This window comes from Actinoallomurus sp. NPDC052274 (genome assembly GCF_040679475.1).
Lineage (GTDB): Bacteria > Actinomycetota > Actinomycetes > Streptosporangiales > Streptosporangiaceae > Actinoallomurus > Actinoallomurus liliacearum.
The window spans coordinates 1-23,553 of sequence record NZ_JBFAUT010000078.1; the positions used below are offsets into that span (position 1 = coordinate 1).

Here is a 23,553-nt window from a genome sequence, read left to right on the forward strand (position 1 = left end):
GACGCCGAAGCCGTGCGCGCGGTGCTGGGCGAGTTCGTCGAACTCGACGAAGGACCCCTCGTCGAGGAACGCGTCGATCCGCTCGCGAGCGCCCCCACACGGGGGCAATCCCTCACAAAACTCCCTCTCAGTGGCCCAAGGCTCCCCAAGGCCGCCCCTGCGGGAGCTCCCTTATGGCGGAGATCGGAGGGCACGCTGGGGTGCCAAGACTGCGGAACCTGCAACGGCCAGGGCGGCCGATGCGCGTACGGCAACGGCCCGCTTCCCGGGATTGAGGCGATCGATTTACGTGGCATAGGTGGCGGTCCCAAAACCCGCAGACCGTGAATAGGAAAACGCCGCGCACCTTCCGGAGTCCGGGGGTGCGCGGCGGCGTTCTTGGACCACCCAGCCGCTGGGACTAGGCGATTTCGTTGAGGTGACGCTCCAGCTCGGCCGCGAAGCACCGCACGTCGTCGATGACGGCCCCGGAGTCGTAGTCGATCGCAGTCGGCCACGCAACGTCCTCGACGACCAACTGGTCGTACTCCGAGTGCTGGCGCACACCCATCTGGTTTTCGGCAGCGTCGACGCGAATCCATCCGCGGTGGTGGTCCAATGACGCGCCGAAGTAGCAGAGGCCATAGTCCTCCCGGTCGCGATTGCATACCCACCGCCTCATCGTGGCGACCTCGAAGGTAGCGTCGATGACGTGCTGTCCCGTGACGGGACGCGACAGCGAGATAGTGACGGATGCCATTTCGGTCCTCCGCTTTCTTGTTTGTTGGGTTGATATAAAGATCGTCCGTGCCTGCAGCGCTGCGGCAAGTGGTCCCGGTCCCCGCCTTGTTGTCGAGGTAACGGGCGGCCGGGCCCCTGTGCAGGGGTTGCCGATAGTTGGGGACGAAGAGGCATCGGGTGGCTGGCCGAGCCGGTGGAGCGAGTCTGAAGCGGGGGGTCTCGCGACCTGACCTGGAGTGGCCAGGTCGCGACGGCCTAGTTCATGAGGCCGAACGCCGCGGAGACTCGTCGTACGGAATCCTCCTCGGTGATCGTGGGTTCCACCCTGAGTCCTTTCAGGCCCAGGTGGCGGGTCTGCTCGGTGAGCCGGTCGGTGAACAGCGCGTCGCGCTGAAGCAGGTTCTGCAGCGCGCGCTGCGGGTCACCGGTCTTGGCGGTGAACCCCCATGCCGAGCCCCCGCGGCTGTCGAACACCACCTGACGGAACTCGGGTGTCGGCAGCAGCCACACGGCGTGGCCTACCTCGGCTAGCAGCGGTCGCACGAGCTCGGGTAGCAGCCGGAACCCCTCGGCGATCACCGGCCGATCGGTCGGGAGAGCGAGAAGGTCCTCGATGATCTGGCTGAACCCTTCGCCCTGGTACCAGTGGAAGGTGTCGAGCATCTCGCGCGGGCTTCGGGTCACCCACCGTTCGTTCATGTCCATGGCGGCGAACCTGCCCAGGTGCGGAGCCTGTTCCATGGGCATGCGGCGGGCGTGGTCCGGCATGACCGCATCGGTGTCGTACAGGCGCATTCCATACCGGTCGGCGAGGCGCCGGGCGATGGTGGACTTCCCCGCCCCGCTGCCGCCGCCGATCCAGTAGACGTGGCGCAACCGCTCCCGCAGAACATCGGCGGGAGATTCGGTGCTCATGGACTTGGTGTCCGCCGAATCGGCGTACTTGTCGTGCGGCTCGTTGCCACTACCGTTGTGCGGATTGCCCATGAAGCTGCCGTTATGCTGGATAGGGCGATCCTCCTCATTCTGAATTGGGGATGTCCTGCTGATTGCCAGCCGGACCCTTGCGCCGTTAACCAGTTGGGTTACGGCATGTGGTCAATTGTCACATGCGTAGCACTGGCCATCCGCCGCAGTGGGCGCTGGGAATCGGATTTCCGTATGCCCGGGGCGCGCGTACGTGGCTCCCGGTGAGTGTCCAATGTCAGGCTGTGATGATCTGAGTGAACCGATACGAGCTGGGACGCGGACTCGGCCAGTGGAGTCGGAAGGCGCACGGTGCCGCCGCCGCGTACGGCGAAACCCCGGTCCGTACGCCGGACCGGGGCATGGCAGGGCGAATCCAGATCGCCGTGCGATGTTCGTAGTCTCGGTCAGGAGAGGACCGAGACCAGCCACACCCCCGCGATGGCCACGGCCAGCAGCGCCCAGCGGCAGGCCCGCACGATGGTGTTCCTGTCCTTGTCCTTGCGACGAGCGGCGATCATGCGGACGCACAAGATCCCGAAGGTCATCAGCGCCACCACCCCCACGGGTGCCGAGACCCACATGGGAAGCGACTTGACCCACCCGACGGGGTTCCACGCGGCGGGCGCCTTGCCCGCCAGTCTGCCGATGCCGGTGGTGAGCACAAGAAAATTCATGGCCTCTCCTTTGGTCGGATGCTCACCCCTGCAGCGAGACATCACCTAGGACAGTCCACGCTCAGGCGCGGCCTGCAACGGCTCTGGTATTGGGACCAGTCGCTTGCGCCGTACCTCGCGGTCACGCTGGATCGCATGGACGACATCGCGTTGCTGCGACGAGAATTCGACGCGGAAGAGGGTTCGTTCCTGCTCCAGGTCCGGTGCGACCTGCATTGGGACCGCGAGGCGTTCAGCCGGCTGGAGCAGGCGATGCGCAGGGTGTGCGCCCAACAGCAAGACCACGGGCAACTGGAACGATGGCTGGTCGAGGGCTACTGGTACCTCGCAGATTTCGTCCCGAGTTTCACCGGCCATCCGAACTTTCCCCGCCCCGAGCCGCCAGACTATTACGAGGCCGCCCTTGAGCGGCTTCACGACCTGCAGAACTGGTTCGTCTCCGGGTGCTCGCCCTACCTTCCCGAGCACGTGTGGCCGGACTTGTGATCCCGTTGCCGCCGCGCCGGCACCCTCTGCCTCCGGTGGGACTCGGCCGGCGGTGAGGTGGCGCGGAGATCAGGCGGTTGCGCGGCGTACTCGGTAGCCCCAACGCCGCAGGACGCGGACCACCGTCTCTGCGCCGCTCGGATTGGCGCTATGGACGAAGATCATGACGATCTTGAAGGGACGGTCGTTGAAAGCCGCCTCTTCCAGCAGGGCCACGACCGGCACGATGCTGTCGTCGCCGCCCAGGTCGTGGTCGAGCCAGAGTTCATCGATCTCGCGCTCGTGATGCTCTTCGAGCAGGAGGATGCCGTCGTGGCTGGTGCGGGCGATCCGGGTGGCTCTTGGCAAGGCTCGCAGGTCGTCAATGCCAAGGATGATCGGCATTCGTGGCCCTGAGCTGTCGTTCACGCGGTCGTCCTTGCAGCTTCGAGCTTGTGGAGTGTGCGATGGGAGCGCGGTGCAAAGATGGCCGGGGATTGCCGGCTTCGTGGCTACGGTCCCAGAGCGCGGGCGATCTCGTCATGGTGGTCGTCGTCATAGCCGTCGGCCAGCTCATCGAACGCCCGCGCCATCTGCACTGGACCGGTCACGATCACACCTTAGTTCGATCGGAATCCGGTGCGCGGCGAGCCGTACTCCGCCAGGGTGCCGCTAACTGATGAACAGCTGAGTGACGTTGGTGAAGGTGCCGGTCATGCCGGGCGAGCAGTCGGCGGCGAGGAACACCGCCACCTCGGCGACCTCGGCGAGCGAGGACGAGCGCTTGGACGCCCGTATGGCGGCCGGGTTGTTCTTGAGTCCTTCGAGGGCCGCCTCGTGAGCTGCAAGTTGACCCGGGCCCCGATCAAAGCCGGACCTCCTCGGCCGATCGAGGACTCAGGCGGCCGCTGCGGCTTCGAGGTACGGAGGTCGGGCGTTCTGGTGGCGCTGCGACCAGCGGACGGCGACTGGCGCCGCCAGTCCCGTCACGGTGAACAGCGTTCCTACGACGTACCACCCAGGGCGGCCCCAGGTGATGCAGAGGGAGATGAGCAGGCTCGGGCCGAGCGTTTCGGCGAGGCCGGCTCCCAGGCCGAAGACGCCGAGGTACTGCCCGGTGGCGCGGTCCGGCGCGAGGGCGAAGGAGACCTCGAAGCCGCCCGCGGAGTGCCAGAGTTCGCCCACCGTGTGGATCACCACCGCCACGATGAGCAGCGTGGTGGCCGTCCACGCCGGAACCCCTGCGGCGAGCGAGATCAGCGCGCAGGACAGGAAGAAGGGACGCCGATGTTGGTCACGGCACGCAGATAGGCGCGGAACTCCTGGGGCCGGTCCCCGCCGTGACACCTGATGATCGGACCGCGCGCGGCCTGTCCGGCCGCGTGCGCCCCGGTCGCCGCGCATACCGCGAGGACGAAGGGCCAGAAGCCGTCCGCTAGGAAGAAGGCGGCCGTCGCCACGCCCCGTACGACGAGTGTGGCCGCGTAGACGCCGCGTGCTCCGTGCGTGTCGGCGAGATGACCGACCGCGACGCCCGCGATGAGCGAGACGAAACCGGCGATGCCGAGTCCGAGACCCACCTCGGTCGCCGGGAGGTGGGCCGCCTGGGTGAAGTACAGCACTCCGGCGGTCAGGTAGAGGCCGCTGCCGATGGTGTTGACGAAGTTCGAGGCGGCGATGACGCGCTGCGGTCCGGTCTCTGGCACCAGGTGGGGCATGGCGTGGCTCCACGTCTCGAGCATCCGGTACGGACCCGCTCATCTTGTTGCAAGTAACTTGCAATAGCAATGATTGCGCGAATATATCCGGGCGAGCGCGGTGGCCCCGACCGGAGAACCCGGCCGCCGGGGCCGTTACCGTACGAATGTGATCAACCGTGACGGAGCCGAGGACGGGGAGACGGGAGCGGCGCTCGCCGCTTTCCTGGCCGACCGGCCGGACGACGCCGGCAGAGTGACCCTCCGCCCGCTCGCCGACCGTGAGCAGGACGAGTTCCTCGAACTGGTGGCCGCGAGCGGCGATCTGCACCGTCCGTGGATGACCCTGCCCTCCACTCCTCAGGAGTTCCAGGCCTACCTCGCGCGGAAGGCACCGCCCACCGGGGAGTCGCTGCTGGTCTGCCTGCGGAGCACCGGCGCCATCGCCGGCCTGGTCAACATCAACAGCATCATCCGGGGACGCTTCCAGAACGGCTCGCTGGCCTACGCCGCCTTCGCCCCCACGGCCGGCCAGGGGTACATGACCGAAGGTCTCGAACTCGTCGTGCGCTACGCCTTCGCGCAGCTGCGGCTGCACCGGCTGGAAGCCCAGATCCAGCCCGACAACCAAGCCTCCATCGGCCTGGTCCGCCGGGTCGGCTTCCGCTACGAGGGCTGCTCGCCCGACCTCCTGTTCATCGACGGCGCCTGGCGGGACCACGAACGCTGGGCCATCACCAACGCCATGATCGACGCCGTCCCCGCGACCCCCCACCCCACCCAGCCGCGACGCTGAGCACCGACGGCCGTACGGCTGCGGCCCCGCCCGTCAGCCCATGCCCGGCGGGCGAACAAGGGGACGAACCCGCTGGGATCGTCCGCCGGGTCCGCGTGCGATGGCGCCGGAAGGCCTTTTGTCGCAGTATGGCGGCCATGACGTGGTACGCGACGGTTCTGCCGCTCGGTGGGGTGGTTCTCGGATCGGCCGGCACCCTGTTCGGTCAGTACCTGAGCACGCGTGTCGACGCGCGCCGGGAGCGGCGTGCGCAGGTGACGGCGGAGCGGGCCGAGCGCAAGGAGGCGATCCTGGGCTTCCTGTCGGCCGCGCAGAGCGTGGAGCTGTACCTCGACCGCCGCGATACGGCCGGCTCGCGGGAGGACGACGGCGAGGCCGGGGATCGCCTGCACGCACTCTGGCTCGCCAAGAAGACCTGCGAGCTCGTGTGCTCGGACGGAGCCGCCCAGGCCGCCCACGACTACACGCTCGTCCTGCACGACCTCGTGCGCGCCAGGCCGAAAGGACCCGCGGGCAAGCGCGAACTCCGGCACGCGTTCATGGAGGAGGCAAGGAGCGAGCTCGGCATCGAAGGCCGTCCTCTGCGGCGCGAGCTGCCGCCGCCGACGTGAGATCCGCGCCCTCGACCGGGCACCACCGTCGGCTTCCGACGTGCCGCCGTCGGCCGAGCCGATCCACGGGCTCGGCCGGTTCGGGCATCGGCCCGGGGATCAGGAACCGGACTCCACGGTCGGGCACCAGACGGCCAGCTCGCAGCCTCCCGGCTCGCGGAAGTGGAACCGCCGGCCGCCCGGGAAGTCGAACGGGTCGACGGTCACCACTCCGCCCGCCCTCTCGACGGCCGTCCGCGCGGCGTCGAGATCGTCGGTGCGAACGGTCACCAAGGGAGCGTTCGGCCGCTCGGCGGGGTCCGCCTGGAAACCGAGAGCGACCTCCCCGCTCCTTACGTCGACGTAGTCGGGGCCGTACGAGGTGGCCGCCCAGCCGAACGCGTCCTCGAAGAACCGGCCGGATTCGGCGGCGGAGCCGGAGGGGAACTCGACGAAGTCGACGGTGTACATGGGCGGTACCGTACGCCTCGGCACTGACGAGTCGGACCATCGCGCAGGTCAGGGGACTGATGGACCGCTTATTAAGGCGACAAGGGCTGATTTCGGGCACTACGGTACGGCGCATGAAACCGATCGGGGAGAACGAGATACGCGGCAGCTTCGTCAACTGTTCCAAGGGCGAAGCGCGCAAGCTGCACCTGCCTCGGGGGCTGGCCGACCTGCCCTGGGACGACCTGGACTTCCTGGGCTGGCGAGATCCGGGAGCGCCGGACCGCGGCTATCTGGTCGCGGAACGAGACGACGGGCTGGTCGGGCTCTCGCTGCGGGTCTCGGCCGAGGTTCGCCGGAGCTTGGTGAAGACGACCGTCTGCTCGGTGTGCCTGACGTCCCACGCCGGGTCGGGGGTGTCGCTCTTCGTCGGGCGCCGGGCCGGTGCCGCCGGGCGTGACGGCAACACGGTGGGCACGTACATCTGCGGCGATCTGGCCTGCCCGCTGTACGTACGCGGCAAGAAGAAGAACCCGCTGGCCACGCGGTTCACCGAGTCGCTCACCCTCGAGGAGCAGGTGGACCGGATGCGCGAGAACCTGAACACCTTCGTGGACCAGATCCTGGCGGAGCGGCCGTCCGCCTAAGGCCGAGAGGTCGGTGCGCGGAGGTCCGCGCACGGCATTCAGGGCGGTCGCCGTCTCCCGTCCGGCCTCGGCGGAAAATTTCGTCGCGAAGCGTGCAACCCCACGCACACCTCGTGCGTATTGGCGGGCGGAAGGCATCTGTGCCGAGAGAGACGGAGTGCTCATGCACGAAGGCGCCGGACGTCCGCGGGTCCGCCGCCCCGTGACGTCGATGCCGGGGCCGCCGCAGGCTCGGCCGGCCCATCGGGTCCGGCCGGTGTGCGCGTTCGCCGGCCGGCCGTGCCGCGCGAACTCCGCGCCACGTGCCGCCTCGGCCTCTTTCGGCGGTGCCTTCCTTCCGCTCGGCCGCCCGCCGGCAACCGCGCCCGGCGCGGGGCGGTCGCGCGTCCGACTCGACTCCGCGCTCATCCGCGGATCGCTTCCCCGAAGGAGTGGACACCTGTGCGCTTGACGCGTCTTTCCGCCGCCGCGGCCATCGCGGGTGCGCTGGCCGCGCCCCTGGCCATGGCCGGCACGGCCTCGGCCACCACCGGCACCGGCTCGGCCTACGGTCTGGCCGCCACCGGCCTGGTCGCCATCCCCGCGACCCCCGCCGTCGCCGCCACCGCCGACAGGAGCCTGCTGCACCTGCCGGCCAACCCCCTCATCGACGTCAAGGCCCTGCACGTCACCGCCAAACCGGCCTACGCCCGCGCCAGCGTCACCGACCTGAGCGTCGCCAAGGCCGCCCTCACCGCCCACCTGGTCACCGCCACCTGCGACAACGGGACGGCTAGGTCCCACCTGGCCAAGGCCAGCCTGGCCGGGCACCGCCTGGCCGCCGACGCCGCGCCCAACAGCGCCCTGAGCATTCCCGTCCAAGGGCTCGGCACCGCCAACGTCACCCTCAACAAACAGGTGCGCAACGCCGACGGCAGCGTCACCGTGACCGCCATCGAGGCCACCCTGCCCCTCGGCGCCGGCCACACCCAGACCCTCAGCGTCTCCTCCGCCACCTGCGCCGGCGCCGCTGAGAACCCGCCCTCCCAGCCTCCGGGCAACCCCAAGCCGCCGACGCCCACCCCGACCGCGACCGGCAGCCCCGTCCCCACGCAGCCACCGGGGCAGGCGCCCAAGCCCACCCCCGTCACCGGAGACCTGCCCGTCACCGGGTGACCCGGCCATAAGTGCCCTCGTGCGGAGATCAGTGCACGGGTCTCCGCACGAGGGCCCGCACCCGCTCGTCACCGCCCGTCGGGCGGGAAGCGGTCAGCCGGTGGGGACCGCGTAGCCGGGGATGGACGGCCAGCGGACGGTCATGACGACCGACTCCTCCTCGGCGTACCACGAGTGGTCGACGCCGTGGCCCCAGAGAACGTAGTCGCCCTGCTCGGCCAGCACGACGTCGCCGCCGGGGAATCGCAGGTGGAACCGGCCGCTGATCAGGACGAGCAGGGCGGTGCGCTTCTCCTCGGTCGCCCACTGCGCCCGCCGGTCGCCGCGCGGGTGCACCCCCCACTTGATCTCGACGTCCTCGCTGTGCCGGAGGTCGCCGACCGGCTTGAAATGCCCGAGCAGCCAGCCCCGGTCACCGGCCGCGTCGGCGGCGGCCTTCCCGACGTACACGTTCTCCACGACCGGCGACGCTAGCAGTGCCCTCCGTGGACGGTCGCATCACCGGTGCAGTCCCTTCCGAGCCTCACTGAGGCGTGTCACCGGCGGTCGGCCGCGCGGCGATCAGGTCGGCGCGCAGCTTCTCCGCGGCCTCGGCCGGGTCCTTCTGGTCGAGGTCGGCGAACGCGGCGGCCGCGCGGTCGGCGGCGGCGACCGCCTCGTCGAACCGCTCCAGGGCGCCGAGGATCCGCGCCTCGTCGAAGTCGATGAGGGCCATCTCCCAGGCCAGGGCGGCGGGTTCGTCGCCGGGCAGGTCCGCGAGCGCGGCCCGCGCGCCGGCCATCGCCGTCAGGCCGCCCTCGGCGCTGCCGCTCCACATCACGCACAGGGCCCGGCGCCGGAGCGCCTGGACGGTTCCGTACGGGTCGCCGGCGGCGGTGGACGCCTCGGCGGCCGCGGCGAAGCGTTCCGCGGCGGTCGCGTCCTTGTCGAGCCGGCTGAGCAGGTCGCCGGCCTGGACGAGGAGGCGCGCGGCGACGGCCGGCTGGTCGGCGCGTTCGTCCTCGGCAAGCCGGGTGAAGGTGTCGGCGGCGGCGTCGACCTCGCCGAGGTCGCGCTGGGCGTTGCCGAGCAGGTAGCGGGTCCGGCGCGCGGCGTCGGCGTCGCCGTGCGCCTCGAACATCGGAAGCGCCTCCTCGGCGGTCTCGGCCGCCTCGAGGTACCGGCCGGTCTCCAGGTAGGCGACGCACAGGTCTTGGCGCGCGTACGCGGCCTGGTGGTGCGAGCCCTCCGCGGTGAAGCCGGCGACGGCCTCGATCAGGTCCTCGGCGGCCTGGCCGGCGTCCCCGCGGGCCAGCAGGCGACCGCCCCGGACGGCGTACGCGGCGGCACGCAGGGCGGGGTGGTCGGCCGGGGCGTTGGTGATGGCCTCGGTGAGCAGCGCGTCAGCCTCGGCGGCGTCCTCTTCCGCGTCGCTCGCGGCCAGCCGTCGGCCGAGCAGGAAGGCGGCCTCGGCCAGGACCGCGCGTCGTCCGCCCCGCCGGTATCCGTCGACCGCTCGCCGGAGCGCGGGTGTGAGCTCGGCGTCGCGGCCGGCGGCGCCCAGGACGCGGGTGCGGGCCATCTCCAGCTCACCGAGATCGCCGGGTTCGGCGGGCGCCGGCGCGCCGTCGAGCAGGCCGAGGGCCTCCTCGACGCGACCGTTCTCGGCGTACGCGGCGGCCACCCGCGTCCGGGCCGCCAGCACCCGTCGCGGGTCCGTCCCATGGGCGTCGAGCCAGGCGAAGGCGGACTCCAGCAGGGGCAGTCCCGCCTCGGCCTGCCCGGTCTGGCACAGGACCGCGGCGTACCGGCTGGTCGCCGACTGAGTGCTCTCCTCGTCATCGCCTCGCGTGTACTGCTCCGCGGCCCGCCGCCAGCGGTCGATCGCGCCCGGCGGATCTTCGGAGAGGAGGCGTTCGAGGCCTTCACCGTCGAGCCGTCGTCCCCGCTGTATAGGGGTGAGCTCGCCCGCGACGGTGTCGACGCGACGCCAGGCGGCCAGCGCCGCGGGGAACTCGCCCAGCCTCCAGTGCTCCTCGGCGAGGTCGAACAGCCGGTCGAGGTCGTCGACGCCCTCAAGGTCGTCCCGTGGGGCGGGGGCCGGGGGCGGCGTCGTGGCACGGCGCGCGTACGGGGTCAGCGGCAGATGGTCGGCGAGCGGCTCGGCGTCGAGCAGTTCCCGGACGAGCCGGCCCTGCTCCGGCGTGCCGTTGCGGGCGTCGAACCGGGCGGCGAGATCGAGGGCCTCTCGGGTGAGCTCCGCGCGCAGGTCGGCGGCCGTCACCTCGGCGGCCGGCCGGTCGCCGTGCGCGGGCCGGCGCACGGTCACGTCCCCGTGGCCGATCTCGGCGAGCCGCCGCAGCAGGAGCGCGCCGGCGGCCGCGAACCGCATGCGGTCGTACGGCGTCGGGGCGCGGTCGAGCCAGCCGAGGTGGCGTTCCAGCAGTTCCAGGCCGCGGGCCTCGTTGCCGCTGCGGGCGCAGAACTCCAGGTGCACGGCGATGCCCCACAGCTCGGCCAGCCGGTCGCGCTGCGCCCGGTAGGCACGCCGGTGCGCGTCGGCGGCCGCCTCGAGGCGACCCGTGCGGAGGTAGCTGAAGAGCAGCTCGGTGAGGATCGTGTGGGGCTGCTCGTCGCAGCCGAGCTCGCCGCGCAGCAGCGGCTCGGCGAGCGCGATCGCGTCCTCGTCCCGGCCGCGCGCGGCCAGGTAGGCGACCTTGGTGCTGGGGTCGCAGCCCTCGCAGTCCGACAGCCGGGTACGCGGCGCCGCGTGCCACCGGGTGTACCACTCCTCGGCGGCCTCCGGCCCGTGGACGTGCTGGGTGACGACCGACCGGCACATGTACACCGGCTGCAGCCCCTCACCGGCGAGCCGGTAGCGGCGCTCCATGTCGTCCAGGACCGCCAGCGTGCGGTCGAGCGGGATCTCGGGGAACCTCGTCAGCCCGGTGACGGTCGACTTGAACCCCCAGAACAGCTGGTGCTCCTCGCCGAGGTCGGGGTTCCGGTCGTAGTCGCTCAGGCAGCGGACGAACACCGCGAACGCCTTGGCCCGCTCGCCGCTCTGGGTGTACTCGGTGCGCAGATAGGTGCGGATCCGGTAGGCGAGGCGCTCGTCGGCGGCGGTCTCGGCCAGCCGCAGCGCCTCCTCTACCATGATCGTCCGCGCCTGGCCGTACGGCAGCTCGCCCGCGCGGCTCAGCAGCTCATACGCCTGTTCGACACTCACTGGTCCTCCGGGGCGGGGTCGTGGACGGCCCAGTCGAGCAGGCCGAGGAAGGACCGGTTGAGCACGGCGGTGTCGGCGGCCCGGAGGGGGTGGTGGCCGAGCAGGAGCGCCTGGCCGTAGAGGGCCTGGACCGCGAGCTCGATGAGACCGGTCTCGGTCAGTGCGGTGATGCGCCGGGCGAGCGGGTTGCGATGGTTGATGACGAGCTGCGGGCGGTCGCTCACGGCCGCGGTGCCCTCCAGCGCGCCGAGCACGTCGGACCACAGCGCGTCGGCGGACTCCCGTGCCTCACGCAGCTCGGCCTGGTGCCGGGCGGCCCGGCTGGTCACGTACAGCGCGGGCAGCGACGCCGGGTCGAAGTCGCGGATGACGACCTCGCAGCCGAGCGGGTCGACGGCCCGTTGCGCGACGGCCAGGAAAGGTCGCAGCGCCAGCTCGGTCTCCGGGTCGAGCACGCCGAAGTGGGAGGTCAGCTCCGAGGGATCCAGCGGCGGCAGGACCGCGTCGGGGTCGATCGCCGGGAGCCGTTCGATGATGTCGGCGTCGTAGACATAACCGCCGTTGACCAGCGCGACTCCCTGGGCGCCGGAGACGGCCGCCAGGCGCCGGAACTCGTCCACGTCCGCGGTGTAACGGCCGTCCCGGTGCCGGGTGCGGAACTCCGCCAGGGTCATCGGCCCGGCGGACGTCTCGAACTCCAGCCACCGGTCGACGATCCGCAGCATGTCGTCGTCGCGCAGCGCCATCGCCTTGACGCCCAGGTGGTGCAGGCGCAGGAACGCGCGCAGCCGGGCCGGGTCGGTCTCCGACAGGCGTACGAGCCACTGCCGGACCTGCCGGCCCAGGGCGTCGCGGGCGGCGTCGAGCAGCTCGTCCTCGTACAGCGCCTCGCGGCCGGCCGTCGGGCGCAGTTCCCCGGCGTCCACCACACACCGTACGAAGAACGCCCAGTCGGGCAGCAGTCCCTCGACGTCCTCGGCCAGCAGCATCCGCTTCAGGTAGACGCGGTGCGCGCCGCGCGCGGTCGGGGTGACCGGCTGCGGGAGGACGAACGCGACGCCGGTCAGTCCCGCCTCGGGGACCTCCAGGTCGATGGCGTCGAACGGCGCGAAGCCGAACACCCGCCGGCAGTACTCGTCGAGCGCCGCGTGGCGGCGGCCCGGGTCGGGATACGCCGCCCGCCACGGCGGCCCGCCCGCGGTGATCCGCCGGCCGTCCACCGTGAGGTCGACGGGCAGCAGCTCGCCGTACGTCGCGGCGAGCTCGGTGACGGTCGCGGGGGTGAGCCAGTCGCTCGCGCCGAGCCGGGGCCGCAGGCTGACGGTGGTACCCGGCTCGTCACGCGTGCCGGGTTCGACGCGGTAGCGGCCGTCGGCGAAGCCGGTCCACCGTACGGCGTCTCCCCCGCGGGCGGAGCGGGTGATCACGGTGATCTCGTCCGCGACGAGGAACGCCGACAGCAGGCCGATGCCGAACTGGCCGAGGAAGTCGTGCCGGGCCAGGCCGAGCTCGTCACGCTTGGACGACCGGCCGATGGTCGCCAGCAGCTCGTGGACCTCGGTCTCGGTCAGGCCGATCCCGTCGTCGTGCACGCGGAGTTCGGCGCCGGTCTCGATCCGGATCCGCCCTGGCCCGTCGCCGCGCGCGGTGATCGCGTCGACCCCGTTCTGCAGCAGTTCCCGCAGGTAGACGCGGGGGCTGGAGTACAGGTGCCTGCTCAGCAGGTCAACGACGCCGCGCAGATCGACTTGGAACGCCTGGTCCACCCCGGTGGCCTCTCATCGGTCGGCATTGCTGCCGATCACCCTAACGGCGACCTATCGGACACGCTTTCCAATATCACGAGATGGCAGGTCATCGTACGGTGTCGAGCCTCCCGCGCCGGGTAGGGGATGCCTGACCAGGGGCTTTTCAGAGGGGGGAGGCCGACGATGAACGAGCAGGAGGAGGGCCCCCACGGGGAGCGAGGAGTCACCAAGACGCCCAGCACACCTGCGGAGGCGAATACCACCGGTCGTCCGGCCACGGAGACTCCCGCGGAGGAGGAGTACCACCCGCCCGGCGGAACCTCCCGGCCCGAGGACCTCAGCCCGGACGACTTCGAGTGAACGGGGCCCGGCCCCGCTGAGCGAATCGCCCGGTTCGTCAGTCGCCGGACCGGGCCTTCGCCGAGCTTTCGAGCGCCTCCCTCCAGGAAGCGCATCCCGCGGGTGGCTTGCACATGGGGAGTTGGGCGTGGGTCCAGCCGCGTTCTCCAGGTGGAGGCGGTGAGCGGCGGGTGGGTCCAGCCGCTCTCTGCTGTGAAACCCGATCGGCCAGTCGGTCCGCGTCCGCTGACCCGTGAGGCCCGCTCTCACCTGCGGCTCGGCTCGCCACCCCCTGTATCCCACTGATTCCCCACCGGTCGGAGCCGATGCGTGGGGCAAGCCTGGCCAGGAGAGGATTCGGGCCGACGATCGCGGCCCCGGTCTGGGGCGTGTCCAGTGGATCACGTGCTGTCACCTGCGCCTCGGTGCCCTCTAGCTGCGGTCATTCCCGCCGGGTGGGACGCCATGCGCCTTTCGGCCGGTTGTCGACGGTCACGTTATTGAGCATGCTCACGACGTGCGCGTGTCGGGTGGACCTGGTCATTGGTGACCCAAGATCTTCTGGGGGTCTTCTAACGGTGTCGGGGGGCCGTGGCGAGGAGAACCTTCGAGATGGTCGATATTGCTGAGATCTTGCCGCACTGGTATGCATGCCGGTCGATCAAGGACATCTCGGCCAGTGTGGGTGTGGCGCGGAACACGATCAGCAAGTACCTGGCGCCGGCGGTGCGGGCAGGGCTGCGGCCAATCGGCCGTCAGTCCCGGGGGCCTCGAGGCGAACACCCCGCCGGCGGCCACTGACACCCGAGTGCCGCGGCACAGGCGGTCATCACCACGGAGGAGCCCGATGAGATCCAGGACTGGCCCGAAAGCCAACGTTGAGACCACCCGCCTCGACCTCGGTCTGACCGTTTGATCGGCGTTGACGCGATCGAGTGTGCCTGAAAGGTGAATAAGGTTGCCGCCGAGCGCGGCCGGCCACATTTATTCGCAAGGGTCTTCCTGTGTAGTGCATACCGCGGTGACGCGTGGAAGGGTTCGCGAGTCATAGCGCCACAGCGCGGGCAGCGCCGTGGTGAGGACTGCCACCGAGCTCATGCACGCTAGGCCGCCGGACCACATCGTCAGCCGGATGCCGTAACGGCCGGCCAGGCCGCCGGCCCGGACGTCTCCGAGCGCGGGTCCCGCCGAGCCGATGAGCAGTTCGATGCCGGCGAGCCGACCCCGCAGGTGATCGGGGATGGATTGGTTCCAGATCGCTGTCCGGAACGTGTCACCAGTCCAGTTCGCCGCTCCGGCAATGGCCAAGAAGACCAGCACGAGCCATACGCCGGTGCTGAAGGCGGCGCCGACCATCGCCGCGCCGACCACCGCGCCGGCCAGTAGAACCATGCGGCCGTGCCGGTGGACTCGGCCGATCCAGCCGCCAGCCGCGGCCGCGAGAAGGCTGCCCGCCGCGGATGCGGCGTACAGCAGGCCCAGCGCCCACTGCGCGTGCAGGTCGTGGGCGAGGAAGGGGAACAATGCCGTGGGCAACGCGAGGGCGGTCGCCGCCATGTCCACCAGGCATGTGCCCATCAGATCGGGGCGCCGGGCCGCATAACGCGCTCCCTGCGCGATCTGGCGCAGCGCGGGGTTGCCCGCCTCCGGGCTGGAGGGCATAGGACGCACGCGGGCCAGCAACGCAACCGAAAGAACGAAGGTCACCAGGTCGATGGTGTAGGCGGCCGGGATGCCCGCGGTCGCGACGACCACTCCGGCGGCAGCGGGCGCGATCACCGCGCCGACGCTCCAGCGCACCGAGATCAACGCGCTGGCCGCGACAAGCTGATCGGGAGGGAGCAGGCGAGGAATCATCGCTTCCAGGGCGGGCTGCTGCAGGCCTTGAACCGCGGCCGCACCACCTGCGGCGATGTACAACGGCCATAGCATCGGCACATCAAGCGTCGCGTTGATCAGCAGCAAGACACTCAGGAATCCCATGACGATCTCGGTGGTCAGGACCATCGTGCGCCGGTCGACCGCATCGGCCAGCGCGCCTCCGTACAGGCCGAACACGATCGTCGGGACGAGTTCGACGGCACCGATCGCGCCCACGGCCAGCGGTGACCCGGTGATGTCGGCGATTTGCAGCGGCACCGCGGTCATCGTGAAAACCGATCCCAGGAAGGTGACGGTCCCCGAGATCCACACGCGCCGGAAATCACGTGAGGCCCGCCAGGGCGCGGTGTCCATCAGCAGCCGGGATCGGCCGGTTTCGCGATCGATGCTCATCCTGTCGTCCCGCATGGCCCGCTGCACCACCGCCCGGGTCGGCGAAGATCGGACACAGACAGCCCCCTTTATCAGTGATAAATTAGATCGGCTCGGAACCTTAGCAGCGATAAGCTGACTGGCCCAACCGTTATCGGAAGGCTCGGAACCCATGGCGCTGCGACGCGAGGTGGTAGTCAGCACCGCCCTGAGGCTGCTCAACGAAGTGGGCATCGACGGGCTGAGCACTCGCCGCCTGGCACGCGAGCTCGGTGTCCAATCACCGGCTCTGTACTGGCACGTCAAGAGCAAACGAGAACTGCTCGATCTGATGGCCGAAGCGATGATGGCGGAGGCGCTGCCCGCAGGCCGTCGTCCCGCCCCGCACGACTGGACGATCTGGCTGGCCGAGGACGCCCACGCGAAGCGCCGTGCGCTGCTGGCCTACCGTGACGGTGCACGTGTCCACGCGGGCACGCTCCCCACTCACAACGAGTTGCCCGCCGTCGAGGCGCAGGTGCGGGCGCTTCGCGAAGCCGGCTTCCACCCGCGAGAGGCCCTACGTCTCCTTCTCGCCATCGACCGTTTCGTGATGGGCTGGGTTTCCGAGGAACAGGCATGGCTTCAGGACGCCCGCGAACACGCCCAGTCTCCGTTCCCGGACGAGATACTTGAGGGCCTGCCCCTGCTGACGCAGGCTGCCGACGTACTGCGGATGCAAGACCGAGACGCCGACTTCGAGTATGGCCTGCAGGTCCTCATCCAGGGTTTCGAACGCCGACTTGGGATGAACACGCACGACGTGAATCGAAAAGGAGACCCATCAGACCCGCCGCCGTAAACATCGAACCTTCTGCGACACTCGCCGAGGTGAGCTGGGCGAGCATCCCCAGAGTGGGGGCGGCTCGCATTCTGCGATAACTGAAAGCGGGGATCCGGGCGGGCAACGTACAGTTGATCACGACACCGACCGCGATGCCGATCACCCGGCGATCTCGATCTACCTTGCGACGCTGTCCGGCCCGGAGCATCGCGGTACCAGACCGTCTAAACCACCCTCACGTTAGCCGACGAGGCTCCTCGCGGGACGTCCGAGTATCCGCATTCCACAGCCAAGCCGTCTCCATCTCGGCAACGATCAAGACAAACACCATCATCCCGGGCGTGGACGTCGTGAGCATGCTCAATAACGTGATCGCGGTTCCCCGAGTCACTGCTCAATTCCATGATTGGCGGCCGTGCTCAATTAGCTGATCATCTACAGCCGGTCGGCCTCCAGGGCGGCGATCCGGTGTCGTGCCGCCTCGATCTGCCGGCGGAGCAGGCGGACCTCCTGCTCGAGTTCGAGAACCCGGCGGATCGCCGTCAGGGTCATCCCCTCGTCGGCGAGGCGGACGACGTACTCGACCCGGTCGATCTCCCGCCGGGAGTAGCGGCGCTGGCCGCCCGGGGACCGCTGGGGGCGGACGACGCCGTACTCGTCCAGCCGCCGCAGGAACGCCTGCTGGACGTCGAGCATGCCCGCTACCTGGCCGACCGAGTAGAGCGGCGCGTGCTCGTCGTCGATGGGCAGTGATCCCACGGGCGGTCCTCCCGTTGTGACGGCGGGGTGGGCGCCGTGACGCGCCCGCCCCGCCGGCGGCCGATCCGATCAGCGGACGATCGCCTTCTGCTCCGACTTCTGCACATCGATCTTGCGCGGCTTGGCCTGCTCCAGCACGGGGATGCGGACCGCGAGCACGCCGTTGTTGTACGCGGCGTCGATGCGCTCGGCGTCCAGGTGCTCGGAGAGGTAGACACGCCGGGTGAACGTGCCCATGGGGCGCTCCCGGACGAAGACCCGGTCGTCCTCGGCGAACTCCTCTTCGCGCTTGGCGCTGACCGTGAGCACCCCGCGGTCGACCGTGACCTCGATCGAGTCGGGGTCGATGCCGGGAACGTCGAAGCGAAGCACCACGTCGTCCTTGCGGCGGATGCCGTCCATCGGCATCACCGCACCGCCGGACTGTCCGAGGGCCTGCCGGGTGAGCCGGTCGAACTGCCGCTCGAACTCCTGCACGAATGGATCGATCGACGTCAGCAGCATCGTGAACCACCTCCGAAGATCCGTAGATAACTTGTGCCGCCGACTGGAGGAAACCTCCAACTCGTTCTCTATGTTCTCTCACATCGGACCGAGAACAACTAACGCGGGAGATAGATCTCGCTAACCGCATTCGCGCAGGTCGGATGGGTCTCGATGGGCTCGGCCCAAGGTCGTCCTGGTGAACGGCGGCGCGGTGGCGAGCAGGCCGCGCCGCGGCCGATCGTCGGTGCCGAGCCGTCGTGGCGTGCAGAGGTCTCGGTGAAACGCCCTCGCGCTGGGTGAGACGTCAGGAGTGTCCGGAGGGAGGGGGCGCTTCACCGAGACTTATGCGCGCCGTCGAGGTCGTCCGAGAAGCCCACTCGACGCGATCCCGGTCGGGCAGGCCATCACTCACCCCGCCATCGCGAGTTCGGCCGCGCGGCAGGCGTAGACCAGTTGCCGCGGGGTCGCGGCGAACAGGATCGGCGAGGCGGTGTCGAACCGGGCGATGGCCATGTACTCGCGCCGGTACCAGCACCACATCACTGACCATTGCCGGCACAGACCCTGCAGCTCGGCGAGCTGGGCGCGGCTCGGGTCGGGGCGGACGGCGGGGATATCGGTGATCGTTTCTTCGATCGTTCTACGGCGCGGAGTGCGCCGGGCGAGCGTGGCGAGGAGGAGGCGGATCATCGCGCCTCCCGGATCTCGGCCAGTTCGGCGGCCGTCAGGATGACGCCGGACGCGGGAACGATGACGTGCACGGTCTTGCCGTGCTCGGTGTAGGTCGGCCACCAGGCGAGGGCGTGCTGATCGATGATGACTAAGCCCCGGCCGTTCTCGGCGAGTAGGCCGCCCGTCTGCCGGGCGGACAGCGGCTCGGGGTCGGGATCGCTGACGGCCAGGTGTACGTACCGGTCGGTGACGGTCACCTCGACACCGACCGGCCAGATGTCGTCCGGCCAGGGATGCAGGGCCGTCGCGGCGCGTACGGCGTTGGTGGCCAGTTCGGACGCGAGCAGGGCGATGTCGTACGGGTCGTACGGATGGCCGGACACGGCCTCGGCGGCGAAGCGGCGGGCCTGACGCACGACTTCGGGCCGGGCCTGGAGCGGGAGGAACGCAGGTTCCGGCCCGGTGCGGGATGGGGGACGGTCGGCGACCGCGGGATCAGGTGTCACGGGAGATCAACTCCCCGAGATAGGGGGCGGCGGGATTCGTCACCCAACGAGGTGATGCGGATACGATCCGTATGATGCTCGCTAAGCAATGGATTCTCAAGCTTAGAATTCAAGTACTAGCAATAGATCCCCAAATGTCGGTTCCCCTGTCCAGCCCTTCCTGCTGCCCTACGATTCCCCCTGGCGACACCGAGGGAGGTCATGTGGCTACTGAGCGAATCAGCCCGACACTGCGACGCCGTCGCCTTGCGTCGCGGCTGCGGCAGTTGCGTGAGCAGGCCGACATGACCGTTGCCGAGGCCGCCAAAGCGATCGAATGGACGCCATCGAAGATCACTTGGATCGAGACGAACCGCGGCAAGCGCCCGAACCCACGCGACGTCCGCGACCTGTGCGACGCCTACGACGTGACCAACGAGCGCGAACGCGCGTACCTTGAGCAGCTTGCCCGCGATGGACGGCTGAAGGGCTGGTGGGATCCGTACGGCGATGTCCTCCCGCACCCGTACGAGAACTACGTCGGCCTGGAGGCGGAAGCGGCGACCGTGCTGAACTTCGAACTCGGCATGATTCCCGGCCTGCTCCAGACCGAGGACTACGCCCGCGCGATGATCCAAGCGGGACCGGCTGAACTCGCCGCCGACAAGGTCGACAAACGCGTCGAGGTCCGGATCAAGCGGCAGGCCGCGTTGCGGGAGGACCCGGGACTCCGCCTGGTCGCAGTGATGGACGAAGCCGCGCTACACCGGCAGGTCGGCAGCGCGACGGTGATGCGTGCGCAGCTGCAGCACCTGGTCGACATCGCCGAAGAGCTCTCGCGCGTCACGATCCAGGTGGTCCCCTTCACCCGTGGCGCGCACTCGAGTATGACGAACGGTTTTGTGGTCCTTCAGTTCCCTGAGCCGGAAGACCCTGATGTCGTCTATGTCGAGAACGCGGCCGGCGGCCTCTGGCTGGAGGATGTACAGGAGATCACGGACCATCACGTCGCGTTCCAACATCTGCTCGGCAACGCGGATAGCGCGCCAGATACGATCGCAATGATCGCCAAAATGGCAAGGTCCTGACCGTACCGACCTGAAAGACCGTGTGCCAATGCCCAACACTCAGGAGTTGATCGACCCCGCGTGGCGTAAATCGAGCCACAGCGGCCAGTCGGGCCAGTGTGTCGAGGTCGCCGTCGGCGAAGAGGCCCGCATCCGATAAGCCAATCCAGGGGGCCATGCGCCGGGAGACGGAGCGCGGGCGACCTGGGCAGGGTCGCCGCGCGCCTCGCCGTCGCGCAGGAACTTCACCCGTTGACCTGAGTCTCCTCGCGCCGGGCTGTGTCTCGGCCCCTCGCCGGCCCCCGGACCTTCGTGAGGTCAGGCTCGTCGCGTCTCGTTGCCCAGGCCGAGGGCCTCGGAGACCTCGGCGACTCGCGTGTACTCCTGGTCCGGCAGGTTCCGCAGGTCCCTGACGACGTCGTCCGGGGCGCCGTTGCGCGCGGCGCGGTCGGCGAGCGCGGCCGGGCGCGTCGGCTCGTGGAAGCCCGCGAGGTAGCGCGCCACGTCGCTGCGCCGTTCGACGTCGTCCGGGCTCATGCCGGGCGGAGTGCCCTCGCGGTCCGCGAGGTTCGCGGACGTCGGGTCGCGATCCCGGTCGTCCTCCACCGGCTCGGGTTCCTTCCACTCCTCCGCGCGCGTCGGACGGGCGGCGCGCTGCAGCCCTTCGGTCTCGTGCCGCATCTGGTCGTCGATGTGCGGCCCGTGCTTGGCGCTCTTGTCACCCATGGTCGTCTCCTCTCGACTCAGAGGTCTCGCAGGGCCCCTACCCGCCGCACGGGGAAAATGCGGCTCACGTGTCGCGAGTTGCCCGCCGCGGCGGACAGCCGGTCGGGACCCGGCGGGCGACCGTGCGGTAACTTCGCTCTCCTGGGACGGGTTCGACGCGGCCCTGTCCCCGCGCAGGCCTCGTCACCTGGGAGCAGCCCATGAACCGGCCCGTACGAATCGCCAACTGCTCCGGTTTCTACGGCGACCGGCTGTCCGCGCTCGCCGAGATGGTGCGCGGCGGACCGGTCGACGTCATCACGGGCGACTACCTGGCCGAGGTCACCATGCTCGTGCTGGCCAAGAACCGGCTGAAGAAGCCCACCGGCGGGTACGCCACGACCTTCCTGCGCCAGCTCCGGCCGGTGGCGGCCGAGATCGCCGAACGCGGGATCAAGGTCGTCGTCAACGCCGGCGGCCTGGACCCGGCGGGCCTGGCGCGGGACACCCGTGCCCTGCTGGCCGACGCCGGTGTGGACCTGACGGTCGCGCACGTCGAAGGCGACGACCTGTCGGCGCGGCTGACCGAGCTGGCGGCCGAGGGCCATGACCTGGCCCACCTGGACACCGGCAAGCCCTTCACGAGCTGGGGGCACGAGCCGCTCACCGCGAACGCGTACCTCGGCGGCTTCGGCATCGCCGCCGCCCTCGCCGACGGGGCCGACATCGTGGTCACGGGCCGGGTCGCCGACGCGTCGCTGGTGACGGGGGCCGCCGTCTGGTGGTGGGGGTGGTCGCCGGGCGACCACGACGCGCTCGCCGGGGCCGTCGTCGCCGGCCACGTGATCGAGTGCGGCGCCCAGGCGACCGGGGGCAACTTCTCCGGCTTCCCCGGCATCGCCGACCTGCGTCACCCCGGGTTCCCGATCGCGGAGGTCGACCGCGACGGGTCCAGCGTGATCACGAAGCATGAGGGCACCGGCGGGGCGGTCACGGTCGACACCGTCACCGCGCAGCTGCTGTACGAGGTCGGGGCGCCGGACTACCTGAACCCGGACGTGATCGCCCGGCTCGACACCGTCCGCGTCGAGCAGGACGGGCCCGACCGCGTCCGGATCAGTGGCGCGGTGGGGCAGGCGCCGCCGCCGACCACCAAGGTGGCCGTGACCGGGCTCGGCGGCTGGCGGAACGCCTGCACGTTCGTGCTGACCGGGCTGGACGTCGACGCGAAGGCCGCGCTGGTCGAGCGGGCGGTGCGCGCGCGGCTCGACGATGATGCGGGCATCGCCGATCTGCGCTTCACCCGCATCGGCTCGCCCGAGGCCGATCCGGCGGACCAGATGGCCGGGTCCAGCCTCCTGCACGTCGCCGTCGACGGCGACCAGCAGAGCGCGGGCCGGGCCTTCTCCGCGCTCTGCGTGGAGCTGGCCCTGTCCAGCTATCCGGGGATCTACGGCATGGGGGCGCCGTCGTCCGGCTCCGCGTACGGCGTGTACTGGCCGACGCTCATCCCCCAGGAGGTCCTGCGGCACACGGTCGTGCACGCCGACGGACGCCAGGAGCCCGTCCCGCCTCCCGCGACCACCGGAGCCGCCGTCCCGCCTTCCGCGACCACCGGAGCCGCCGTCCCGCCTTCCGCGACCGTCGGACCAGCCGAAAGGACCGCGGTGAGCATCGGACCGATCGAGACGGTGCCGGAGGTCTCCGGACCGGCCGCGGCGGTCTCCGTGACCGCAGCGGCCGCCGAGACGGCCGCCGTCCGAGCCCAGGCGCCGTACGAGGCGGCGCCGACCGTCGACGGGCCGCTCGGGCGGCTCGTGCACGCCCGCTCCGGGGACAAGGGTGGCAACGCGAACGTCGGCCTCTGGGTCGCCGACCCGGAGGCGTGGCCGTGGCTCGCCGCCACGATGACCACCGACCGGCTGCGGGAGCTGCTGCCCGAGACGCGCGGGCTGGCCGTCGACCGGTACGTCCTGCCGAACCTCCGGGCGGTCAACTTCGTGATCCGGGGCCTGCTGGACGGCGGGGCCACCGAGGCGCGCCGTTTCGACACCCAGGCCAAGGCGCTCGGCGAGTGGCTGCGCGCCCGCCATGTACCCCTTCCGGAGCGGCTTCTGTCATGAAGAGGGCCACCGAGTACGCGCGGCGCCGTACCGTGGCGTCGCTGGAGCTCGGTGTGCTGCTGGCGCTGGTCGGGGGGTTCCTCGACGCGTACTCCTTCATCCATCTGGGCGGCGTCTTCGCCAACGCGCAGACCGGCAACGTCGTGCTGTTCGGCGTGGAGGCGGCCCGTGGGCACTGGGGAAGCGCCGTACGCCACCTGCCGCCGATCGTGGCCTTCATGGTCGGCGTGGGCGTGGCGGAGACGCTGCGGCGACCTCGGGTGCGGGCCGTCGTACCCGGACCGGCCAGGGCCGCGCTCGTGCTGGAGATCCTCGTCCTCGTCGCCGCCGGCTTCCTGTCGTCCGTCATCCCGGCCGACGCGCTCGTGGTCGTGATCGCGTTCGTGGCGTCCGTCCAGGTGGCGTCCTTCCGGACGCTGATCGACTGGCCGTACAACACGACCATGACCACGGGGAACCTTCGTTCGGCCGCGCAGGCGCTGTACGTGGCGGTCATCGACCGGGACGCCGAGTCGGCGCGGAAGGCCCGCAGCTTCGCCATGATCATCGTCAGCTTCCTGGCGGGCGGGTTCCTCGGCGGGTGGCTGACCCTGCGCCTCGGCGCGCACGCGATCTGGATCTGCGCGGCCCTTCTCCTGCTGGCACTGGGCCTGTTCGTCATCGACGTGCGGCGGAACATCCTCGCGCTGCGCGTGCGGATGCCCCGCCGCCGGCGGTGACGG

Annotated in this window: 27 protein-coding genes; 11 read left to right on the forward strand and 16 right to left on the reverse strand. The window is 70.3% G+C overall.

Features of this window, described 5'->3' with window-relative positions; translation table 11 throughout:
- Positions 1 to 400 precede the first annotated feature (400 nt).
- From AB0K82_RS39740 to AB0K82_RS39750, 3 genes are all read right to left on the reverse strand, one after another.
- Complete coding sequence (locus AB0K82_RS39740) at positions 401 to 739, reverse strand: hypothetical protein (protein WP_364407403.1); 339 nt, start codon at positions 737 to 739, stop codon at positions 401 to 403.
- A 236-nt stretch (positions 740 to 975) separates the two neighbouring features.
- Complete coding sequence (locus tag AB0K82_RS39745; RefSeq protein WP_364407405.1) at positions 976 to 1,707, reverse strand: shikimate kinase; 732 nt, start codon at positions 1,705 to 1,707, stop codon at positions 976 to 978.
- Between the two features lie 386 nt (positions 1,708 to 2,093).
- Positions 2,094 to 2,363 carry a hypothetical protein gene (locus AB0K82_RS39750; protein WP_364407408.1) on the reverse strand — a complete coding sequence of 90 codons (270 nt, stop codon included), beginning with the start codon at positions 2,361 to 2,363 and terminating at the stop codon, positions 2,094 to 2,096.
- A gap of 135 nt (positions 2,364 to 2,498) precedes the next feature.
- Between AB0K82_RS39750 and AB0K82_RS39755 the strand changes: the two genes are divergently transcribed.
- A complete protein-coding gene (locus AB0K82_RS39755) occupies positions 2,499 to 2,849 on the forward strand; it encodes a hypothetical protein (protein ID WP_364407409.1) in 351 nt (116 codons plus the stop codon).
- Between the two features lie 69 nt (positions 2,850 to 2,918).
- Here AB0K82_RS39755 and AB0K82_RS39760 read toward each other — a convergent pair whose 3' ends face one another.
- From AB0K82_RS39760 to AB0K82_RS39770, 3 genes are all read right to left on the reverse strand, one after another.
- Positions 2,919 to 3,257 carry a cyclic-phosphate processing receiver domain-containing protein gene (locus AB0K82_RS39760; RefSeq protein WP_364407412.1) on the reverse strand — a complete coding sequence of 113 codons (339 nt, stop codon included), beginning with the start codon at positions 3,255 to 3,257 and terminating at the stop codon, positions 2,919 to 2,921.
- Positions 3,258 to 3,725: 468 nt separating this feature from the next.
- Positions 3,726 to 4,034 (reverse strand): hypothetical protein, encoded by a 309-nt coding sequence (locus AB0K82_RS39765; RefSeq protein ID WP_364407415.1) that lies wholly within the window; start codon positions 4,032 to 4,034, stop codon positions 3,726 to 3,728.
- 50 nt (positions 4,035 to 4,084) lie between these two features.
- A complete protein-coding gene (locus AB0K82_RS39770; protein WP_364407418.1) occupies positions 4,085 to 4,546 on the reverse strand; it encodes an MFS transporter in 462 nt (153 codons plus the stop codon).
- A gap of 148 nt (positions 4,547 to 4,694) precedes the next feature.
- Between AB0K82_RS39770 and AB0K82_RS39775 the strand changes: the two genes are divergently transcribed.
- On the forward strand, positions 4,695 to 5,321 hold the full coding sequence (locus AB0K82_RS39775; RefSeq protein WP_364407420.1) for a GNAT family N-acetyltransferase: 627 nt from the start codon (positions 4,695 to 4,697) through the stop codon (positions 5,319 to 5,321).
- Positions 5,322 to 5,458: 137 nt separating this feature from the next.
- Complete coding sequence (locus AB0K82_RS39780; protein ID WP_364407423.1) at positions 5,459 to 5,932, forward strand: hypothetical protein; 474 nt, start codon at positions 5,459 to 5,461, stop codon at positions 5,930 to 5,932.
- Positions 5,933 to 6,031: 99 nt separating this feature from the next.
- Here AB0K82_RS39780 and AB0K82_RS39785 read toward each other — a convergent pair whose 3' ends face one another.
- Positions 6,032 to 6,382, reverse strand: coding sequence for a VOC family protein (locus AB0K82_RS39785; protein WP_364407426.1), 351 nt, complete (start codon positions 6,380 to 6,382; stop codon positions 6,032 to 6,034).
- A gap of 113 nt (positions 6,383 to 6,495) precedes the next feature.
- Between AB0K82_RS39785 and AB0K82_RS39790 the strand changes: the two genes are divergently transcribed.
- The gene (locus AB0K82_RS39790; RefSeq protein WP_364407429.1) at positions 6,496 to 7,008 is read left to right on the forward strand and encodes an FBP domain-containing protein; all 513 of its coding nucleotides are present in this window, start codon (positions 6,496 to 6,498) and stop codon (positions 7,006 to 7,008) included.
- A 441-nt stretch (positions 7,009 to 7,449) separates the two neighbouring features.
- Positions 7,450 to 8,163 carry a choice-of-anchor P family protein gene (locus AB0K82_RS39795; RefSeq protein WP_364407432.1) on the forward strand — a complete coding sequence of 238 codons (714 nt, stop codon included), beginning with the start codon at positions 7,450 to 7,452 and terminating at the stop codon, positions 8,161 to 8,163.
- Positions 8,164 to 8,256: 93 nt separating this feature from the next.
- Here the strand turns inward: AB0K82_RS39795 and AB0K82_RS39800 are convergent, their stop codons facing one another.
- The 3 genes from AB0K82_RS39800 to AB0K82_RS39810 all read right to left on the reverse strand — a co-directional run bounded on the left by AB0K82_RS39800 (position 8,257) and on the right by AB0K82_RS39810 (position 13,137).
- Positions 8,257 to 8,622 carry a signal peptidase I gene (locus AB0K82_RS39800; RefSeq protein ID WP_364407435.1) on the reverse strand — a complete coding sequence of 122 codons (366 nt, stop codon included), beginning with the start codon at positions 8,620 to 8,622 and terminating at the stop codon, positions 8,257 to 8,259.
- A 64-nt stretch (positions 8,623 to 8,686) separates the two neighbouring features.
- Positions 8,687 to 11,371 (reverse strand): hypothetical protein, encoded by a 2,685-nt coding sequence (locus AB0K82_RS39805; RefSeq protein WP_364407437.1) that lies wholly within the window; start codon positions 11,369 to 11,371, stop codon positions 8,687 to 8,689.
- The gene (locus tag AB0K82_RS39810; protein WP_364407440.1) at positions 11,368 to 13,137 is read right to left on the reverse strand and encodes an HSP90 family protein; all 1,770 of its coding nucleotides are present in this window, start codon (positions 13,135 to 13,137) and stop codon (positions 11,368 to 11,370) included. The genes AB0K82_RS39805 and AB0K82_RS39810 overlap by 4 nt, the downstream gene beginning before the upstream one ends.
- Before the next feature lie 165 nt (positions 13,138 to 13,302).
- Here AB0K82_RS39810 and AB0K82_RS39815 point away from each other — a divergent pair, with 165 nt between their 5' ends.
- The gene (locus tag AB0K82_RS39815; protein ID WP_364407443.1) at positions 13,303 to 13,479 is read left to right on the forward strand and encodes a hypothetical protein; all 177 of its coding nucleotides are present in this window, start codon (positions 13,303 to 13,305) and stop codon (positions 13,477 to 13,479) included.
- Between the two features lie 963 nt (positions 13,480 to 14,442).
- On the opposite strand, the gene AB0K82_RS39820 is transcribed toward AB0K82_RS39815, so the two are convergent.
- Positions 14,443 to 15,732: an MFS transporter gene (locus tag AB0K82_RS39820; RefSeq protein WP_364407446.1), complete on the reverse strand. Its 1,290-nt coding sequence runs from the start codon at positions 15,730 to 15,732 to the stop codon at positions 14,443 to 14,445.
- A gap of 151 nt (positions 15,733 to 15,883) precedes the next feature.
- Between AB0K82_RS39820 and AB0K82_RS39825 the strand changes: the two genes are divergently transcribed.
- Complete coding sequence (locus AB0K82_RS39825; protein WP_364407449.1) at positions 15,884 to 16,552, forward strand: TetR/AcrR family transcriptional regulator C-terminal domain-containing protein; 669 nt, start codon at positions 15,884 to 15,886, stop codon at positions 16,550 to 16,552.
- 417 nt (positions 16,553 to 16,969) lie between these two features.
- Here the strand turns inward: AB0K82_RS39825 and AB0K82_RS39830 are convergent, their stop codons facing one another.
- From AB0K82_RS39830 to AB0K82_RS39845, 4 genes are all read right to left on the reverse strand, one after another.
- Positions 16,970 to 17,293, reverse strand: coding sequence for a MerR family transcriptional regulator (locus AB0K82_RS39830; RefSeq protein WP_364407452.1), 324 nt, complete (start codon positions 17,291 to 17,293; stop codon positions 16,970 to 16,972).
- A gap of 69 nt (positions 17,294 to 17,362) precedes the next feature.
- Positions 17,363 to 17,797, reverse strand: a complete 435-nt coding sequence (locus AB0K82_RS39835; RefSeq protein WP_364407455.1) for an Hsp20/alpha crystallin family protein — start codon at positions 17,795 to 17,797, stop codon at positions 17,363 to 17,365.
- A 390-nt stretch (positions 17,798 to 18,187) separates the two neighbouring features.
- Complete coding sequence (locus tag AB0K82_RS39840) at positions 18,188 to 18,469, reverse strand: hypothetical protein (RefSeq protein WP_364407457.1); 282 nt, start codon at positions 18,467 to 18,469, stop codon at positions 18,188 to 18,190.
- Entirely contained in the window at positions 18,466 to 18,957 is a 492-nt protein-coding gene (locus AB0K82_RS39845; protein ID WP_364407459.1) for an ATP-binding protein, read from the reverse strand. Before AB0K82_RS39845 ends, AB0K82_RS39840 begins: the two co-directional genes overlap by 4 nt.
- Before the next feature lie 203 nt (positions 18,958 to 19,160).
- Here AB0K82_RS39845 and AB0K82_RS39850 point away from each other — a divergent pair, with 203 nt between their 5' ends.
- Both AB0K82_RS39850 and AB0K82_RS39855 read left to right on the forward strand, forming a co-directional pair.
- Complete coding sequence (locus tag AB0K82_RS39850) at positions 19,161 to 20,024, forward strand: helix-turn-helix transcriptional regulator (protein ID WP_364407461.1); 864 nt, start codon at positions 19,161 to 19,163, stop codon at positions 20,022 to 20,024.
- A 28-nt stretch (positions 20,025 to 20,052) separates the two neighbouring features.
- Positions 20,053 to 20,163 carry a DUF397 domain-containing protein gene (locus AB0K82_RS39855; RefSeq protein ID WP_364407464.1) on the forward strand — a complete coding sequence of 37 codons (111 nt, stop codon included), beginning with the start codon at positions 20,053 to 20,055 and terminating at the stop codon, positions 20,161 to 20,163.
- A 158-nt stretch (positions 20,164 to 20,321) separates the two neighbouring features.
- On the opposite strand, the gene AB0K82_RS39860 is transcribed toward AB0K82_RS39855, so the two are convergent.
- Positions 20,322 to 20,729 (reverse strand): DUF2795 domain-containing protein, encoded by a 408-nt coding sequence (locus AB0K82_RS39860; RefSeq protein ID WP_364407466.1) that lies wholly within the window; start codon positions 20,727 to 20,729, stop codon positions 20,322 to 20,324.
- 200 nt (positions 20,730 to 20,929) lie between these two features.
- Between AB0K82_RS39860 and AB0K82_RS39865 the strand changes: the two genes are divergently transcribed.
- Positions 20,930 to 22,831, forward strand: a complete 1,902-nt coding sequence (locus AB0K82_RS39865; protein ID WP_364407469.1) for an acyclic terpene utilization AtuA family protein — start codon at positions 20,930 to 20,932, stop codon at positions 22,829 to 22,831.
- Complete coding sequence (locus AB0K82_RS39870; RefSeq protein WP_364407472.1) at positions 22,828 to 23,550, forward strand: YoaK family protein; 723 nt, start codon at positions 22,828 to 22,830, stop codon at positions 23,548 to 23,550. The genes AB0K82_RS39865 and AB0K82_RS39870 overlap by 4 nt, the downstream gene beginning before the upstream one ends.
- Positions 23,551 to 23,553: the final 3 nt, after the last annotated feature.